We start from the raw sequence: 17,742 nt of genomic DNA on the forward strand, positions 1-17,742 counted from the left end.
CGGGTTGGTGTCTCCCTTCTGTGCCTCCCAACCCCCCCCCGGTACATGCTTGTTACCCAAAACCCCGCCCCCCCCCACACGGCCAGACCGCGGGGGGGATTTTGGTACTCCCCTTCCCCCCCCCCCCCCCGGTCGACCAGACATGCGTCACCCCACGGAATCCGGATCATGGTCCATCCTCCAGGGTTGCCGCGATCCCGACCGATGCCGTATTGACGGCGACCATGGTTGGCGTTTTGAAATTGGCGGAGAAAAAGCACATGTCAGAACAGATGAAGATCATCTCCGCCGCCAGGTCGCATGGCGGCGTGCAGGGCGTCTATTCCCACGCTTCGGATGCCTGCGCCTGCGACATGACTTTTGCCGTTTTTGTACCACCGCAGGCCCGTGAAGCGCCTTGCCCCGTAGTGTGGTACCTCTCCGGCCTCACCTGCACCCATGCCAATGTGATGGACAAGGGCGAATACAGGCGGATGGCCGCGGAGCTTGGCCTGATCGTCGTTTGTCCCGACACCAGTCCGCGTGGTGCCGACATTCCCGACGAGAAGGGCAATTGGCAGTTCGGCAGTGGCGCGGGCTTCTATGTCGATGCGACGCAGCAGCCTTACGCGAAGAACTATCGCATGTATTCCTATGTCACTGAGGAACTGCCGGCTCTGATCGCGCAGGAATTTCCGGCCGACCTGAGGCGCCAGGCGATCTTTGGCCACTCGATGGGCGGCCACGGCGCGCTGACGATTGGGCTGAAAAATCCAGAGCGCTTCAAAAGCTGCTCGGCGTTTGCGCCGATCGTGCAGCCGGCCACCGCCGGCTGGTCGAGACCGGCCTTCGAAAAGTATCTCGGCAACGACGAGGCCTCGTGGCGCGGCTACGACGCCACCTCGCTCATCGAGGATGGACACCGTTTTCCGGGGTTTCTCATCGATCAGGGAACGTCGGACGGATTTCTGAATGACGGGCTGAGGCCCTGGCTTCTGGAAGCGGCCTGCGCCAAGGCTGGCATCCCGCTGACGCTACGCATGCAGGACGGCTACGACCACTCGTATTTCTTCATTTCCAGTTTCATGGACGACCATCTGAAATGGCATGCGGAACGGCTTTCGTCATAAGCCGATTTGGGCCTATCTCGACCGTCGGCCGTTAAGCCTTGCGCAATCTATGCAGTCTATCTTGGCTGGCAGATTGTCGAGGGAACATGAAACGCAAGCCGCTTCTGCTTTTTGCCTTCCCGTTTCTCATTCTTGCGATCCTGGCAGGGGAGCGCATGGCGACGTTCTTGCTGGGAGCCTATCCAGCCAGCCCCACCGCATGGTGGATATGGCTTGAACTGCGTCCGTTGGCGACGATGCTTTGGCAGCAGGTCGATGTCAATCTGGGGGGCTCGATGGCTCTCGACGCCGCCATCCTTGCCGCGGCATCGATCGTCTGCTGGATGGCGTGCAACACCAGAAGGTCGGCTTTCTTCTTCCTCGCCAACCACGTCGCCCTGATTTTCGCCGGGCTGATGATCGCGGTCGGCAGTCATCCGGAAACGGCGAGCACGATTGCCGCGTTCACGTCGCCGAGCGGTCTTCCATTCTCGCTGACGGTCGATTTCACCTTGAAGAACAGCCTGGTGCTGCTTCTGGGCGTCACGGCCTGTGCATACTGCCACATCGCCTTCCTCGGCGAAGCGCGGGCGCGGACCGAAGCCCGGATCATCCGCAGCCTGGCCCTGCAGCGCGATCTCTAAACTGTTCCAGGCGGTCTAGTTGATCCTGCGGTAATAGACCTTGCCGTCAGGTTGCTCCATGCGTTGGTAGTTGGAGCTTGGGGCAGGGGGCGAGGCCGGCGCGATCCTCTTCCTCGGCGCACGCGGCGCTTCGATGACGCTCGGTTCGCTCTCGCCTTCGAGAGCTTCGGGCGCTTCCGCCAGCGTACTGGTGGTGATCTCGGACGGTTCCGCCGCACTCGGCATGGCCTCGCCGCCGGCGACCGGCACATTCTGTCCCAGCCGGGCAATGCTGCCATCGATCTCGTTGAAGCTGCCTTGCAGTTGGCTGTCCAGTTTCTCGAACCTGCTCTGGAAGCCGTTATTGACCGTGTCGAGCCGTGCCGCGATCCGCTGCTCGAACGCGCCGAGCTGCTCCAGCCGCGCTTCGACGAAACGCAGGTCGCTCATGCCGCGATAGAGATAGATCGCGGCCGCCATGTTGACGGCGGTGATCAGCAAGGCACCGCTGGCGATGAGAATGCCAACCGTCTTTGTCTTGCTGGGTTTCTCGATGGCGCCCTGTTCGCGCTGCTCATGGTTTCCGATGTCGATCGCCGGCATGTCCGGTTCGCTGATCGTCGTCATTGGACCACCACCTTTGCGCCGACCGCGACGCGCTTGAAAAGATCGATCACATCCGTGTTGGTGAGCCGAAAACAGCCCGATGTCCCGTCGAAGCCGACCCCTGACGGATCGTTGGTGCCGTGAATGCGGTAGAGCGTGTCGCGCCCGTCCCGAGACAAATAGAGCGCCCTTGCGCCGAGTGGATTGTAGGGACCGGCGGGCACCATTTTCGGCAGCTCCGGCTGGCGGGCCCGCATTTCCTGTGGCGGGCGCCACTCCGGCCATTCGGTCTTCGCCCCCACCTTGACGACGCCGGTCCAGCCGAACCCGTCGCGCCCGACGCTGATCTGGTAGCGCAGCGCCTGGCCCTGGCGGGTCACCAGGTAAAGCGCCTTCTCATCCTTGCGGATGATGATCGTTCCCGGCTGCTCGGTGGTTGGAAAGGCAACGGCCTTGCGCAGGCTGGGGCCCATCGCCGGCAGCGGCGGCCGCTCGGCAAGTCCCGATCGCGCGTCGGCGAAATCGTGGACGGACAGCGCCAGCGCCACGCCGAGCACGCAGGCGCCGGCGAGCCGCCCAGCGATCCGATATCTCGCGATCCGATATCTATCGGGCAGCGTCATCGAGCCGCTCTTTGAACATCCGCTTCAGATCCTTGTTGAAGCGCGCCCTCCCATCCACTTCCGATGGCGGGATGGCCCTGTTCAGTGCATCGGTCAGAAGCGCGTTGTCCAGCGCCACCGACTTGATGTGCGGCGCCTTGAATATCTTTTCGAGCTCGCTGCGCGAAAAGTGGTTCCCGAACCACTTGCGCTTGTGCTTGTTGGCGACCAGCGTGATGCTGACGGCATTGCCGCGCAGCTCGCGGATCTTCTTGTAGAGCCGCTTGCCTTGCCGCAGCGAAGCGACATTGAGTTCGAAGACGATGAAGATCTCGTCGCTCGTCGACAGCACGGAATTGTGCCAGGGCGTTTCGAGATTGGGCAGGTCGATAACGATGTCGTCGAAGCGGTAGGCGACGAGGTCCAGAAGCCGGAAGACGAAATCGCTGCCATGCGGCTCGAACGGCAGTTGCGGCCGCTCGAACGCATAGAGGGTGAGGCCGGACGGGCGCGAAAGCTTGATCACATCCATCAGCTCGACATCGAGCCGTTCCGGCTGGCCGATGATGCCGGCAAGATCGAACTGGTTGAACAAATTGAGATAGGCGCCGCAATTGGCGGCCTGGAAATCAAGATCGACCAGGCAGGTCGAAGCCGCGCGTTCGGCGGATTTCGAGGCCAGGAATTCGGCCGCCGACAGTGCCAGCGTCGTGGCGCCCGCGCCGCCGCTGGCGCCGATGAAGGTGATGATCCGGCTTTTGGTTCCCTGGTTGCCGGTATCGTGGAAGGTCACCGCGTTGAGCAGCTCCTTGCCGTCGAGCGGCTTGTGCAGCCAGTCCGAGGCGTTCATGCGCACCAGCACGCGCGTCTGCTCCGAGGTCAACTCGTCGGAAACCGCAATCAGCGGCACGGTAGCCCACAGCGCGCGCGCCTCGACAATGCCGGGCCTGCCGAGCAGCTCGCCATTGCCGAGATCGAGGATGACAATGCCCGGGCGCGTATCGGCCGGCGGACCCTTGAGAAAATCGCCCGTCTCGGAAACCTTGACATCATAGATCGCCAGCGCATCGAGCCGCGTCGCCACATCCCGCTTGAAATCCGCATCCGAAGAGAACAGCGCAACCTGCTTGCGCTTGGTCGGCGTAACCTTGGTGTTGATGGCATTCATGGCCAGGTACTCTTTAGGTCTTCGCCCGTGACCGTGCTCAGCATGGAGGGCATGGTGATGTTTCCGAATCCGAGAAGTCCGCCCAGGAAGAAGAACTGGAAGGGATGGTTGGTGATGCTGACGGTGATCGTCGGCACCGGCCCGTTGGGCCGCGTCCAGTAGCCGAGGCCAGAGGCGGCATATTCGATCCGCACCTGCGATTTCTCCAGCATCGGCAGGAAGTCGTGCATTCCGGCACGGTTGGCGGTGCCGTCATAGATCGCATCGAACGAGGCTTGGCTCGCGTTCGAGGCGTCGCACGTGCCAGGCCCGATGCTGCAGCAAGCGACACCTGCTACGTTCGCAGTGCAGGCATAATCATACGTGCCGGCTGGCACCGCGTTTCCAACATCCGTGGCAACGCTGGGGGTTTTTGCTTCGAGAGGCAGTCCGATGGCGACTGGCGTGGAAATCCGCGCCAGCCTTGCGCCCGCCTGCACGGCCTTGTTGCCTGCGTTCCACTGGTAGTAGGCGTAGCCGAAGTCGACGAACCCGAGCACAAGTGTAAGCAGCAACGGCATGGCGATGGCCATTTCAACCATCGTGGTACCCGACTGCTCCGCGCTGAATCTTCTTTTTTCCATCACCATCCGAAGACGCGCTCCTGATGCGATACGGTGATGTCGATCGTTCCAAAACCCAGAAAATCCCAAAACACGACGCCGCTGTAGGGCAGCGTGGTGCTGACCTTGACGACGTCCACTTTGCCCGTGTTGCTCAGGTAGAGCTGGGTTCCACTACCGTCGACCGCGTCCGTATGGGTCGTAGTGACGTGGACTTCTGCCGTGGTCCATCCCGTGACCCTGGCGCTGCCACCGATGGCGGCGCCGTTCACTGCGAGATTTGTCCCCAACGTAACGCAATTGTTCCAGTTGCTGTCGCTGCAGCGCGCCATATAGCGGGCCGCGTCCTCCACGCCAGCTGCGAGCAGCAGGCGCGTGTTAAGAATGTTTGAGAATTCAAAGACACCCGCCGACAGCAGCAGCACCAAGGGGACGGTGATGGCAACCTCGACCAGGGCGGTGCCGCAGTCGTCACGATTAAACTTCCGTATTATGTTTATGAGCTCGGTCAGCATGGCGCTACCGGTACAATTGAGCTTCGTTGCGCTGAAGCTTCTTCAGCGTGCCCTGGCCGACGACCGTGCTGATATCCTGCATCTCGCCATAGATGTCCGCGTTAGGCGGCCCTCCGGCCGTTTCAGTCACGAACACACTGCCAAACGCTTGTACCGGCAGGGTCTGATGGCCCCCTTTGACCCCCTTGTTTTTGACCAAGTTGCTAACGCAATCAATGATCGCGACATAAAGAAGTCGCCGGTCAGCGCCCTGCGTCGTCGTATTGCATTGGGGGTCCGTCTTTTCCTGCCCGCTCTTCAAGGTCGGATTGTCGATTTCGTATTTGTAAACACAGTACCGGCTGGGGCTTGCGCCACAGGAGGTTGTCACCTCAGCAGTGCTTGCATTGCCATGGTTGACGGACCAGTAGCCCGCGAAGTCCCAGGTGCCATCGCCCAGCACTCCAGCTTGCGAACAACTGCCCGATGTAAAGCAATTGTCCCTAGGCAATGCCTTGTAGTTATTCGCCTGCCCGCTGTTGGGCGCATCGTAGGTGCAGTTTGACTTGCCTGCATTCTTCACAACCATGCCCTTGCGGACATTGGGGGCCGGCGGATTGATGGCTGGATCGGTTTTGTAAGGGCCGCTGTTGTCGTAGATGTCGAAGCGCGTATTGATGCCGTTATTAACCGGGGGGATGTCACCGGGGCGAGTCGTTACCCCACTTTGGTCATAGCAAGCGGGCGGGTTGGTCACCGCGAACATTTCCGTAATTGAGCCAGTATCTTTGTCCCCTTCCGGCGATGAAAGGAAACCGTAGTTGCCGGGAAGATATTGGGCGTCGTTGCCACCCTGCTCCTTCAGCCAGATCATCGGTTTCTTGGTTCCCGAAAGGGCCGTCTGGAGTGCGCTCACCGAGGTGTATGGGTTGCAGATGAACATCGGTGTGAACTGGCACAATGCATTGGTGAAGCCCGCAACAGCCTGTGGCTGTATGTCCATCGTGTCGTTGCTGCCGATGAAGCTCGCAGGGAAGATCGTCGTGAAGGCACCCGCGCCATCCGCCACCCCGGAGGGGTTCACCGTCACCTCCGCGAATTTAACGGCTTTGGGATCGGTGCTTGCCCAGTTCACGCCATTGCCGTCGACTCCGACGGCACTCAAAAGAGTGCTGTCACTGGCAGGTATACCCGTCAGGAATGTGATGGTCAGGTCGGCGCGCGCCAGCGTGTGATCATTCGAAGTTGAAAACTTGGTGCTGTTGGTAAGGAGATTGTCAATTGCCCGGTTGGCCCGGGTGATCGCATCGGCGTTGCCATCCAACTCGGCGGCTGCCGCGAGCGCGTAGGCATCAACACCCTTCTGCAAATCGTTATGGAGTCCGTTGGCCCGGCTCATGTCGATGGCAAGCAGGGCGAAGCCGATAAGCACCGGCAGCATGATCGCCACCAGGATCATCGCTATACCGCGTTGATCGTTCCAGAAGGCACGAATGGTCCCCAACATGACCTTACTCTCTGCTTTCTTGCACCAGGGCCCCTCGCATGCCCGGCGCCCTCCGCATCCTTCCGTTCAGTTCACTGTGTCACGCCCGATCCGCCGACATTGACCGTAATCGCCGGCGGCGGTGGTGGCGGCGGTGGAAATTTGTAGTTGTGCGCAACAAGTGCGGCGCGCGTGCCGTCGCCTTCGATCTTCGTATTGTTGGACGCCGGATTGAGCGGGTCGACCGTCTGCAGGAGCGAATTGAACTTCTGCGTGTCGCCGGCGGCCAGGGTCACCGAATCGTAATGGTTCAGATAGTCCGCGGCGCAGCCCGACAGCGCACCGGCGCACAGGATGAGGATCAAGGCGCTATTTCTTGACATAGAGCATCTTGTCCTTCGATTTGAAGTCGAGCATGTGGCCATAGGGGCCGGTGACGCCTTCGCCCAGTTCATATTTGCGGACCATGTCCTTGGTCACTTCAAGCTGGCCGAGCACGAAGAATTCCGGATCGTTGGCGGGCCGCGTCTTGTCGAACGGCGTCGCCAGCTGCTCGCCGGGCTTCACCGGCCGCACGATATGCGGCGTGACGATGACCACCAGTTCGGTCTCTTCCTTCTGGTTGCTCGAATTGCGAAACAGCGTCCCGATGACCGGCACCTGGCCGAGCCACGGCACCTGGTCCTGCTGCTTGGTGGTCTTGCTGGACAGTAGGCCGCCGACCGCGAAGCTCTGGCCGTCGCGCAGTTCGACGACGGTATCCAATTTGCGGTTGGTGAAGATCGGGTCGCCGGCGGTGGTGAAGCCGGTCAGGTCGCTCACCTCCGGCGCAAGCTTCATATGGATCTTGTCGTCGGCGAGCACGACCGGCGTGAACAGAAGATTGACGCCGAACTGCTTGTACTCGATCTGGATCTGGCCATCGGCGGTGACACTGCGGATCGGGACCTGGCCGCCGGCGTTGAAACTGGCCGTTTCTCCGGAAAGCGTGGTCAGATTGGGCTCGGCCAGCGTTCGCACGACACCCTTGGCTTCGAGCGCTTCGATGATCAGATCCACCTTGATGTTGCTGTCGATGACTCGGGTGATCAGTGCCGCGAAGGGATTGCTGTTCGAAAGGAGGCCGCTGATAATATTGCCCGTTCCGGCCACCACATTGTCTTCGTCGACGGCGGCAATGCCCGTTCCGCTACGAGTTGTGCCGCTGTTGTTCTTGGTTCGGATCGAAACGCCGAGATCGCGGCCGGCATTGCGCTTGGCTTCCAGCACGCGCACTTCCAGATTGACCTGCTGGCTGTCATCGACAGTAACGGAGTTGATGATGGCGTCGGGACCATACTGCTGCGCAACTTGCATGATGGCCTCCAGCGTCGCGCCGTCCTTGACATGGCCGCCGAGCCTGACTTTGCCGTTGATCGAGCCGATTTCAATGCGCGACCTCGGTGCCACCTGGCGGATCGCCTGCGCCATGTCGCTGACATCGACGCCGACCTCGATCTGGAGGGCGCCGAGCGAGCGCTTGTCCGTGGAGAAAAGATTGACCGTGGTTGTGCCGGTGCCCTTGCCGATGACATAGAGCGTGCGGTCGGTCATCGGCTGGGCATCGGCGATCTTCTCGTCGCCAACGACGATGTCGCCCAGATTGGCACTCACCTGGACCGTCACCGATTGCGACATCGGCAGGAAAATCCGATGGACGCTTGGGGTCGATACATCGATGAAGCGGTCGGCTGCATAGGCAGCAAAGCCCGAAAGCAACAGCGCTGCCAGACAAGATAACGCGGCCGCCGCCACCCTCAACTTAGACCCCTGCATCCCCGTCTCCCCAATCGCTGCCGGTGGCAGCTCCGTCTTATTTGCCGCACTGTATCATGGTTGTCGCGGCACGTCATATGTCTCGAGTTTAACGCCTCGAAAGACGCCCACCGTCACTTGTACCGGCGGCGCGGGGGTCACATATTTGACCACTTCCTTGACGACAGGCTGCGGTGCGGGTGCCGTCACCACGACCGGGGCGGGCTTTACCTTGCCCAGTTCATCGAGGCGGCTTCCCACTTTTTCCACAGCCTGCGTCAACCCGGCGATCCTGTCTTCGGCGCGTTTGCGTTCCTCCGCGGCCGCGGCTTCCGCTGCTGCCTTCTTGTCGAGCTCAGCCTGCCGCTTGGCGACGTCTTCCGGCGTATCGCCGGTCAGGTCGGAAAGTGTCACCCGTTCGGTCATTTCGCCCTTGCTGGCCGCCGCCTGGCGAAGCGCCAGCGACAACTGACCCGCGCCCGCTGCAAGGGTCAGCTTCTGCGCATCCTTGGTGCTGGCCTCCAGCGTCACGGACTTCACCACCGTCGGATTGTCCTTGCTCACATCGGCAACCTGGTCGATGGCGAGCACCTTCATGCTCTGCAGCAGTACATCGACAAAACTCCTGTCCGCACCGTCGTCGCCGCGCGCAGAGCGCGTCAGAAGTATGTCGACACGGTCGCCCGGGAAGACGAAGCCGGCAACGCCAAGCACGTCGTTGACCCGAATGGAAACAGCTTTCATGCCGTCGCCGAGTACCGCGGAAAGTGTGGCACGCTGGCCTGGACCGGTGATCTTGCTGGCTAGAATAGGTTCATTTGCGCTTATCGTTTGAAGCGCCTGCCTTGTGCCTTCGCCGGCCATGGCATCCTTTGTCGTCTTGAAAGCGCCTGCCGGTATTGCGCCCGCTGGCCAGGGAATTTCACGCAGCTTGTCGACGCTTAGGGTATCGCCGAATTTCAGCGGCATTGCCGCCACCACGACCGTGTCGCGCTGGGCGCCATTCGACTGTGCCATCGCATTGCGCTGGCTGGCCAGCCAGATATTGGCAAGCACCACCGCCAGCACGCCGAACACGCCGGCGAGGACAATCATGATGAGAGTATTGGCGCGCATCTTCCCACCCCAACTCGCCCCCCAAGGGCGAAGCTAATTTCTTTTCGATGCAGAAAACCTGGGTCGAGATCGAGCGATCCCGACCCAGCGATATATGATTACGACGGATCGCAAGCCCCAGAACCCGTGCCGAGCGCGTCCACGCCCTTGCCGTCAAGGTTTGCGCAAAGGCCGGTAAACTGGTCTCCGACCCAGGCGCCGATCGCTAGGATTGCCAGCAGCGACGCCGCAGCGATGATGCCGACCAGGATGGAATATTCGACCATGGCAGCGCCGTTTTCATCGTCGCGGAACTGCCGGGTCATCGTCATGAGCTTCTTCATGCCAATTTCTCCCTTTGGAGGTTAGAACCCGACGAGACAGAGCAAAGGATGAAATCCATACCCAAGCATCCCCCGTCATCTCGATCCTAGGTCCCGAGAAAATGCAGAGTCAAACGAGATTAAGGGTTCCTTAACTTTCATATACGTGATTCGGCAAGAATATTGCAAACCGAGACCTTCTCAAGGGATTGATTTTTTTCATTTTTCAACCGTCCTTAACCATCCGTTCACAATTTTGCCGCGGATGTGGCGAAATTAGGAAAGCATTAGCTATAATGCATATTCCTTTATATCTAAGGGTTTAGCAGCCTTTCCGGGGCGGTTTGGCGCCGAAAAACAAACGGACGCGGAAAACGGCGTCGACGCTCTGACCGCGAACAGATGGCCATCTCAAATAAACACGTTATTTCAGGCTCCTGCTCTTAACTATGTAGAAAGTATTGGCTGTGCGTGGGGCGTCTGGGCGCTTGTGCCCCCGGTGGTTAACAGTTAGTTTTCTCTAATGTGAGTCCGAGGGGAGTATAAGCAATTATGCTGGGGCGGTTTATCAAAGGGCCAGGCGAGCAGCAGGCAGCGACAAAGGCGGAGCGGTTGGCGGTGCTGCCTGTTGCTCCGGCCCTTTCGCCAGCCGCTGATATTGAATCGCATGGCGACGATTTCCTGACCCTTAAGGTCGAGCTTCATCGCCACCTTATCGATCGGTTCAATCTGACCGCTCTGGAAAATGCGTCCAAGGATGAGATCCTGAATGAGATCCGTCCGATCGTCCGCGAGTTCGTGCGAAATCGAAATGTGCCGCTGAATGCGCGGGAGCTCGATCAGTTGACCAGCGACACCGCCGACGAGATGCTCGGGCTGGGGCCGATTGAGCCACTGCTCAAGGACGATTCCATTACCGACATCCTGATCAACACCCACAAGCGCGTCTTTATCGAGCGGCGTGGCTTGGTCGAAGAGACGCTAATCCGGTTTCGTGACGAGGCGCATCTGCTGCGCATCATCAACAAGATCGTCTCCGCCATAGGCCGCCGCGTCGATGAATCGTCGCCCATGGTCGATGCGCGGCTGGAAGACGGATCGCGCGTCAACATCGCGGTGCGGCCGATCTCGGTCGACGGCCCGCTGGTGTCGATCCGCAAGTTCTCCAAGAACCCGTATTCGCTCGAACGCCTGATGGCGCTCAACTCGATCAAACAGCCGATGATCGACATGCTGCGTATCGCGGTGCAGGCACGCAAGTCGATCCTGGTTTCGGGCGGCACCGGCAGCGGCAAGACGACCTTGCTCAATGCGCTGTCGAGCTACATCCCGTCCAGGGAGCGACTGATCACCATCGAGGATGCAGCGGAACTGCAATTGCAGCAGCCGCATGTCGGCCGGCTGGAGACACGTCCGCCCAGTGTTGAAGGGAAAGGTGAGGTTCGCCAGCGCGAGCTGGTCAAAAATGCGTTGCGCATGCGGCCGGACCGGATCATCGTCGGCGAAGTGCGCGGCGAGGAAGCTTTCGACATGCTGCAGGCCATGAACACCGGGCATGAGGGCTCGATGACCACCATCCACGCCAACACCCCGCGCGACGGGATTTCGCGGCTCGAGCAGATGGTCGGCATGGCTGGGATGCCGATGACGCACGAGTCCATCCGGGCGCAGATCGCTTCGGCCATCGACATCATCGTGCAGACACAAAGACTGTCGGACGGCGGCAGGCGCGTGACATCGATCTCGGAAATCACCGGCATGGAGGGCAATGTCGTGCAACTGCAGGAAATCTATCATTTCGTCCGGCGCGATGTCGCCGCCGATGGCACGATCATCGGGGAATTTCGCGCCACGGGTGTCAGGCCGAGGTTCGCGGCGGAAGCGGCAACGCTAGGACACCATTTCAACAAGGACGCCTTCAATCCGCAGGTTGCGCTCTGATGCTGACCGGCCAGGCATTGCTTTATTTCATTTACGCGCTTGCGGCTGCGTCGGTCATCCTCGCCGGCGAGGCTCTGTATCTTTCCTTTGCCGGGCGCCGTGCAGCGGTCGGCGCCATCAATCGTCGGTTGAAGCGACTGTCTGATGAAGTTCCGGCTGAACGGACTCTGCAAAACCTTCTCCGCGAGCGGGGTTTGACGGAATCTGGCGACTTTCTTTTTGGGCTGATCGGGCTGAACAGGCTCTATACCCAATCCGGCATCACCGGAAATCCACTCACATTCGCCGGCATATTCGTCTGTGCCGGGTTGGCATTGGCACTGCTGCTGTCGTTCCTCTTGGGCTTGTCGGCCCTACTGGCGCTCGTTGTATTTCTGGTTGTCGGGTTTGTGTTGCCCCTTCTCATGCTTCGCCGCGCTCGCAATAAGCGAATCCAGAAGTTCGCCAAACAACTCCCGAATGCTCTCGACATGATCGTGCGCTCGCTGCGCGCCGGACATCCAGCCTCCGTGGCCATTGGCCTTGTGGCACGCGAGATGCCTGATCCTCTGGGCACGGAATTCGGAATCGTATCCGATGAGATCACCTTTGGTCTGAGTATTGAACAAGCCGTGCGAAAACTGTCTCAGCGGGTCGGGTTCGAGGGCCTCCACCTACTTTCGATATCGCTCTCCATTCAGTCCAAAACCGGCGGCAATCTTACCGAAATTCTTGCCAACCTTTCCTCGGTTCTGCGTGAACGCCAGAAGTTGCGGATGAAAATAAGAGCGCTTTCGTCTGAAGGCCGCGTCTCAGCCTGGATCATCTCGCTATTTCCAATTGTGATGTTCCTGATCCTTCAGATCACTGCCCCGTCCTACTATGGCAAGGTTTGGCACGACCCGATGATTACGCCTGTGTTTTTGGGCTTTGGCATATGGGCTCTGCTAGGCGACTTCATCATGTATCGAATGGTCAATTTCGATTTTTGAGGAGCTTATCATCAACCTGCTTTCTATAACCAACGACCTGAGCTTTCTGGTTTCCACCGCCGTTTTCGTGGCTGCGGTCGCCCTTTTCCTGTTTGGCGCGCTTGTCTTCTTGCCGGCCTTGCAGACGCGAAAGCTGGTGGCCCGAAGCCTCATGGCCGAAGGTGTGGTCGATCCTCGCTCGCTCGCGGGTCAGGAACAGCTGGCCAAGATCGCGGCGCAGCGGCCGGTCGACGCGTACTTTCGAACGATGGAGAAGGAGCGGCAAGAGCCGAGCGCGCTTGAAACTAAGCTCTTTCGTGCCGGCTTCTATCAAGCGAGCGCTCCATTGATCTATACGCTATCGCGACTTGGCGCGGTGTGTGTCGGATTTTTGGCTGCCTACGCATTTCTCCCGCGAGTGTTGCCACCGCACCTGCCCGGTTTCTTTGCCCTTGCCGGCTCAGCCCTGCTAGGATTGGGGTGCATAGTGATTCCGAGCATTCTGCTCGATCGCTTCGAGAATGCTCAGAAGGAAACCTACCGTCGTGGCTTTCCGGATTTCATGGATATGATGATCACCTGTGCCGACGCAGGTATGAGCCTTGAGGCAGCGGTCGAGCGCGTTGGTTCGGAGTTGGCCGGTACCCACAAATGGCTGGGCATCCAGCTTGCTATCATGAACCTGCAACTGCGCGCGGGAAAACCTTTACGTGAAGCACTGCGTGAACTCGCAGACCGCATCGGACTTGAAGAAGCAAGGGCGCTGGCTGTGCTTTTCCGGCAATCAGAAGAGTTGGGCACCAGTCTGACGGATGCGCTGCGCGTCTACAGCGAAGAAATGCGAGGACAGAGAATTCTGACCGCGGAGGAGAAAGCCAACTCACTGCCTGTGAAAATGATGATTCCGTTGGGCCTGTGCATCTTTCCAGTCGTGCTGATGGTCATTATGTTGCCGGTCATCATTCGGATGAAGGGCATTTTCTTCTGATCGCTTATATGCTTTGGTCCTAAAATAGATTCGGGGCCCTTTGGGGATACAATATGAAGAGGGTTTTCGCGGTCGCGGCCTGTCTGTTGATGGCGGTGCTTGCCGGCTGCCAGACGGCGGACGTAACCGATGGTGTTGTTCGCACCAATGAGCCATCGAAGGGGGATGTGACGTCCTTTGGCGATGCTTTCGACGGGCTGAAGACGGTCAGCGACGTCGAATATTACGCCTCCGACCAGGCTGTTGCCGAAGCCAAGAACCAGTTCCGCGCCGAAAACTACGGCAATGCCGGCGCGCTGTTTTTCAAGGCGACGCAGCTGGCGCCCAATGATGGCAATGCCTGGATGGGATTGGCCGCCTGCACCGACCGGATCCACCGCTTCGATCTGTCCGACCGCGCCTATGCCCGTGCGTCCAAGCTGGTCGGCGCGACGCCTGAATATTACAACAATGTCGGCTATTCCTACCTGCTGCGCGGCAAGCTGCAGGATGCACGCAGCAATTTCCTCAAGGCCTATGAACTGGCGCCCAACGATCCGACCGTCGCCAACAATCTGAAGCTTCTGTCATCAAGCGTGCAGAATATCGAGCGCTAGCATGTTGCTCGTCGAAGCGCTGCTGCTGAAGGTCCTCGCCATCCCTCTGCTGGCAAGGATTGCCTGGCTCGACTTCACCACCCAGAAGATATCCAATCGCGACGTGTTGCTGCTACTCTGCCTCGGGGCGGGGGGCTTGCTGCTGCTGTCGCTTCAATCCGGCGCGTGGTTGGAGATGGGGCTGAGCGCTCTCGCAGGCCTCATGTTGTTTGCCGCACTCTTCCCTTTCTGGGCGCTGCGCAAGATCGGTGCCGGCGATGTCAAGCTGATGGCGGTCGTGCCGTTCTTGATCGGACACAGCGATCTCATCGTGTTCTGCGGATTTCTGCTCATTTTCACCCTCGTCACGGCCCTAATCGTGAAGAGACCACTGATGCTCCCGCAAGGTGTTTTTCGCCTCTACGTTCAGCACCTGGACCGCAAGCGTGTGGTGCCGTTCGGCGTGCCGATTTCACTGGCCGTGATCTGCACGATAGCCTTCCATATCTACGAAAGGCTGGTGCTGGTGGGTAGCTCCGGAATCCTGAATCAGCTTAACTGACCCTTTTACAGTCGGATCCTCCGCCGGAAGCGCGGGGTCACGGCGATGTAAGCTTTGTTTAATGGCCGGCAGGCATTCTATGCGCGAATGGAGGCTTGAATATGACACCCAATTACCGGTCCACAGTGGCTTGGCTTGCGGCTGGATTGATCGTTGGCGCGGTGGCCGTCCCGTTTGCGGCTGTTGTCAAAAAACCGGCGTCACCAACAATTATCAGCGCCGACCCGCCATCGCTCCCAATCCTCAAAAAGAAGTTCATCCGAAAGTGGCGCCTAACATAGCGCCCCGCGTTGTACCTGTCCTCGGAGTGCCCAGATCGATGGCTAGATGATATCGATAGTCAAGTCCGTACTTGGTGATAGTTCGGCGGCATGGCGGGCCAATCAACCGTTCTTTGCGACAGCTTTTGTCTATGTACTGGTGGCGCTTGCCGCCGCAGTGCATTGGAATATTCCTGTCAGCCTCGAATTATATAACCTGGCTTTCTTGCGGGCTGGTTCTGTCGTGATCGTCATCCTGTTTGTGATAGTTTCGATGCGCGTGCTGCTTGAGCGGCCACAGAGACCGTTTCCTGCTCTATGGGCTCGGCTGGTAGCCAACAAATTGCCTAACCGGATCATCATAGGTTTGCCGGTAGCTTTGGTCTTGCCTGTCTTTTTTTCGTTGTTCACCAGTATCAAGGGCGGTCTCAGCAAGATTATGCCTTTCTACGCCGACTCCACCATCATTGCGATTGACAGGACAATCCACGGTGGCGTCGATGCATGGCAGATATTGCATCCACTACTTGGGTACGGCCTGACAATTTATGGTCTGAATTCTTTTTACAATATTTGGTTTGTGGAGATGTTCGTTGTGCTATTTTGCGTCACGTTCTCAACGAGCAGTGGACGCCTTCGCTCTCAATATTTGGTGGCATTTGTTCTTACCTGGGCATTGTTAGGCAATCTTGCGGCCTCGATATTCGCTTCGGTTGGGCCAGCTTTCGTCATGCCTTACTACGACGACGCCGCGTTTTCTCCGCTGATGAATCATCTTCGCACAATCGATGTCACCTATCCTCTGTGGGCTCTTAAGGCACAGGGCGCGCTGCTTGCCAATGCGGCCATAGGCGGTCCACAATTTGGCAGCGGCATTTCAGCCTTTCCTTCGCTGCACGTCGCTGTCGCAACTTTGAATGCTATTTATCTTTGGCGCTTCGGCGCAATGCTGCGCTGGGCCGGTGTCGCCTTCCTGATCATAATCCAGATAGGGTCAGTCCATCTGGCTTGGCATTACGGGATTGACGGATATGCTTCGATGCTGGCGACGCCGATCATATGGTTCGTTGCCGGACTCATAGCGAAACCTTGGCCGCGCTCGACGCGAATCGAAATCCCATCCCATAGTCGGTCAGGGCTACGAACTCGGGTTCACGGGTTCCTTCGCAGCCTTCGCCGGCGCGTAGGCTGACGGAAACGAAAAACCCGCCTCTACGGCGGGTCACTGGCGCAAATCAGCACCATAGGCAAATATGTACCATAGCTGAGGGCACGGAGTCAAGAAAAAATTCCTATCATGAACGGCGCCGCCGACACCGCCGAACTGGCTGTCGTCAGGTTTTTCGTCAACCTGAGTTTGGAACCCGAGGACCTTACCGATCAATCAGGTCGATGGCTAAATAAACGATCACAGGGAGAAGGCAGCATGGCACTTCACCTTTCGGCGGATGCGCCGGTCTCAGTCGCCCCGCAAAAACATCTCTTTGGTCCGTTCATCGACTTTTTCATGCTTGGCGGGAGTGCGTTCGTGATCCTGCCGGTCCTGTATTTCGTGCCTCTCAAATACGAAGGTCTGGTGGCGCTGACGGCGTTCTTGCTGTCTCATCTCATAAACCAGCCGCACTTTGCCCATTCGTACCAGATTTTCTATCGCAATTTCGCGCGCAAGGTGCGCGGTGATGGGTACGACAGGAATCTCCAGCTTCGTTACATTTTCGCGGGCATTTTCGTCCCGCTGATCATGTGCGCTTTCTTTGCCTATGGCTCCGTGACCGGGAACGCTCGCCTGCTGGGATATGCGACCAATGCGATGGGCTTTTTCGTGGGCTGGCACTACGTCAAGCAAGGCTACGGCATGCTGATGGTGGACGCCGTGTTGAAGCGCAAATTCTTCAGCGATCAAGACAAGAAAGTGTTGCTGTTCAACGGCTATGCCGTGTGGCTGTTCGCCTGGCTCCAGACAAACGCGGTGATCACCGAAAGGCAGTTCTGGGGCCTGGATTACTACACATTCGCTGTCCCGCCATGGCTCCTCAACATCGCGCTCGCGGTCGCCGCTGCTTCCTCGGCGGCCACCGTCGTGATGTTCGTCAATCGGTGGCGCAAGCATGGCGGCGCGCTGCCGTATAACGGCGTCGTCGCCTATGTCGTCACCCTCTATGCCTGGATCCTGTTCGTGACGATAAATCCGCTCTGGCTGCTTGTGGTGCCGGCGCTCCATTCGCTGCAGTACCTGGCGGTGGTCTGGCGTTACCAGACCAACGTCGAGCGCGACCGCGCGGATGCCGCCAGGGATCCGGGACTCAAGGTCCTGTCCATTCTCGGGCCGCTGTACAGGCTGCGGGTGCTGATATTCATCGTCGCCGGCACAATTCTTGGCGCGCTTGGGTTCTGGCTCGTGCCGATGGCGCTGACCGCCCTGGTTCCCTACGACAAACAGGTGCTCGGCTCGTCGCTTTTCCTCTTCATAGCGTGGATATTCATCAACGTGCATCACTACTTCCTGGACAACGTGATGTGGCGTCGCAGCAACCCGGAAGTGTCGAAATATCTGTTCCGCTAGCCACGTGACCCTCCGCCCGCGA

19 protein-coding genes are annotated in these 17,742 nt (G+C 59.0%); 9 read left to right on the forward strand and 10 right to left on the reverse strand.

What is annotated here, in order from left to right:
- The first annotated feature begins 260 nt into the window (after positions 1–260).
- Both fghA and NKJ06_RS16780 read left to right on the forward strand, forming a co-directional pair.
- Positions 261–1,109: an S-formylglutathione hydrolase gene (fghA, locus tag NKJ06_RS16775; RefSeq protein WP_352810253.1), complete on the forward strand. Its 849-nt coding sequence runs from the start codon at positions 261–263 to the stop codon at positions 1,107–1,109.
- 86 nt (positions 1,110–1,195) lie between these two features.
- The gene (locus NKJ06_RS16780) at positions 1,196–1,732 is read left to right on the forward strand and encodes a hypothetical protein (RefSeq protein WP_352629577.1); all 537 of its coding nucleotides are present in this window, start codon (positions 1,196–1,198) and stop codon (positions 1,730–1,732) included.
- Between the two features lie 15 nt (positions 1,733–1,747).
- On the opposite strand, the gene NKJ06_RS16785 is transcribed toward NKJ06_RS16780, so the two are convergent.
- The 10 genes from NKJ06_RS16785 to NKJ06_RS16830 all read right to left on the reverse strand — a co-directional run bounded on the left by NKJ06_RS16785 (position 1,748) and on the right by NKJ06_RS16830 (position 9,902).
- Positions 1,748–2,338: a hypothetical protein gene (locus tag NKJ06_RS16785; protein WP_352629570.1), complete on the reverse strand. Its 591-nt coding sequence runs from the start codon at positions 2,336–2,338 to the stop codon at positions 1,748–1,750.
- A complete protein-coding gene (locus NKJ06_RS16790) occupies positions 2,335–2,940 on the reverse strand; it encodes a L,D-transpeptidase (RefSeq protein WP_352629557.1) in 606 nt (201 codons plus the stop codon). The genes NKJ06_RS16785 and NKJ06_RS16790 overlap by 4 nt, the downstream gene beginning before the upstream one ends.
- On the reverse strand, positions 2,924–4,087 hold the full coding sequence (locus NKJ06_RS16795; protein WP_352810254.1) for a CpaE/TadZ family protein: 1,164 nt from the start codon (positions 4,085–4,087) through the stop codon (positions 2,924–2,926). Before NKJ06_RS16795 ends, NKJ06_RS16790 begins: the two co-directional genes overlap by 17 nt.
- On the reverse strand, positions 4,084–4,716 hold the full coding sequence (locus NKJ06_RS16800; RefSeq protein WP_352810255.1) for a TadE/TadG family type IV pilus assembly protein: 633 nt from the start codon (positions 4,714–4,716) through the stop codon (positions 4,084–4,086). The genes NKJ06_RS16795 and NKJ06_RS16800 overlap by 4 nt, the downstream gene beginning before the upstream one ends.
- Entirely contained in the window at positions 4,710–5,204 is a 495-nt protein-coding gene (locus tag NKJ06_RS16805) for a TadE/TadG family type IV pilus assembly protein (protein WP_352810256.1), read from the reverse strand. The genes NKJ06_RS16800 and NKJ06_RS16805 overlap by 7 nt, the downstream gene beginning before the upstream one ends.
- Positions 5,205–5,208: 4 nt before the next feature.
- Positions 5,209–6,690 carry a TadE/TadG family type IV pilus assembly protein gene (locus tag NKJ06_RS16810; protein WP_352810258.1) on the reverse strand — a complete coding sequence of 494 codons (1,482 nt, stop codon included), beginning with the start codon at positions 6,688–6,690 and terminating at the stop codon, positions 5,209–5,211.
- A 71-nt stretch (positions 6,691–6,761) separates the two neighbouring features.
- Positions 6,762–7,052 (reverse strand): hypothetical protein, encoded by a 291-nt coding sequence (locus tag NKJ06_RS16815; protein ID WP_352810259.1) that lies wholly within the window; start codon positions 7,050–7,052, stop codon positions 6,762–6,764.
- Entirely contained in the window at positions 7,039–8,484 is a 1,446-nt protein-coding gene (locus NKJ06_RS16820; RefSeq protein WP_352810260.1) for a type II and III secretion system protein family protein, read from the reverse strand. Before NKJ06_RS16820 ends, NKJ06_RS16815 begins: the two co-directional genes overlap by 14 nt.
- A 54-nt stretch (positions 8,485–8,538) precedes the next feature.
- The gene (cpaB, locus tag NKJ06_RS16825; RefSeq protein WP_352810261.1) at positions 8,539–9,579 is read right to left on the reverse strand and encodes a Flp pilus assembly protein CpaB; all 1,041 of its coding nucleotides are present in this window, start codon (positions 9,577–9,579) and stop codon (positions 8,539–8,541) included.
- 98 nt (positions 9,580–9,677) lie between these two features.
- Positions 9,678–9,902 carry a Flp family type IVb pilin gene (locus NKJ06_RS16830; protein WP_352810262.1) on the reverse strand — a complete coding sequence of 75 codons (225 nt, stop codon included), beginning with the start codon at positions 9,900–9,902 and terminating at the stop codon, positions 9,678–9,680.
- A gap of 531 nt (positions 9,903–10,433) precedes the next feature.
- Between NKJ06_RS16830 and NKJ06_RS16835 the strand changes: the two genes are divergently transcribed.
- From NKJ06_RS16835 to NKJ06_RS16865, 7 genes are all read left to right on the forward strand, one after another.
- On the forward strand, positions 10,434–11,822 hold the full coding sequence (locus NKJ06_RS16835; RefSeq protein ID WP_352810263.1) for a TadA family conjugal transfer-associated ATPase: 1,389 nt from the start codon (positions 10,434–10,436) through the stop codon (positions 11,820–11,822).
- Positions 11,822–12,793 (forward strand): type II secretion system F family protein, encoded by a 972-nt coding sequence (locus tag NKJ06_RS16840; protein WP_352810264.1) that lies wholly within the window; start codon positions 11,822–11,824, stop codon positions 12,791–12,793. Before NKJ06_RS16835 ends, NKJ06_RS16840 begins: the two co-directional genes overlap by 1 nt.
- A gap of 67 nt (positions 12,794–12,860) precedes the next feature.
- A complete protein-coding gene (locus NKJ06_RS16845) occupies positions 12,861–13,760 on the forward strand; it encodes a type II secretion system F family protein (RefSeq protein WP_352810265.1) in 900 nt (299 codons plus the stop codon).
- 53 nt (positions 13,761–13,813) lie between these two features.
- Positions 13,814–14,356 carry a tetratricopeptide repeat protein gene (locus tag NKJ06_RS16850; protein ID WP_352810267.1) on the forward strand — a complete coding sequence of 181 codons (543 nt, stop codon included), beginning with the start codon at positions 13,814–13,816 and terminating at the stop codon, positions 14,354–14,356.
- Between the two features lies 1 nt (position 14,357).
- Positions 14,358–14,897 carry an A24 family peptidase gene (locus NKJ06_RS16855; protein WP_352810268.1) on the forward strand — a complete coding sequence of 180 codons (540 nt, stop codon included), beginning with the start codon at positions 14,358–14,360 and terminating at the stop codon, positions 14,895–14,897.
- Between the two features lie 327 nt (positions 14,898–15,224).
- Positions 15,225–16,349: a phosphatase PAP2 family protein gene (locus tag NKJ06_RS16860; RefSeq protein ID WP_352810269.1), complete on the forward strand. Its 1,125-nt coding sequence runs from the start codon at positions 15,225–15,227 to the stop codon at positions 16,347–16,349.
- Between the two features lie 105 nt (positions 16,350–16,454).
- A complete protein-coding gene (locus NKJ06_RS16865; protein ID WP_352810270.1) occupies positions 16,455–17,720 on the forward strand; it encodes a hypothetical protein in 1,266 nt (421 codons plus the stop codon).
- The last annotated feature ends 22 nt before the right edge of the window (positions 17,721–17,742 follow it).

The sequence above is a fragment of the Mesorhizobium sp. M0293 genome (genome assembly GCF_040321735.1).
Lineage (GTDB): Bacteria > Pseudomonadota > Alphaproteobacteria > Rhizobiales > Rhizobiaceae > Mesorhizobium.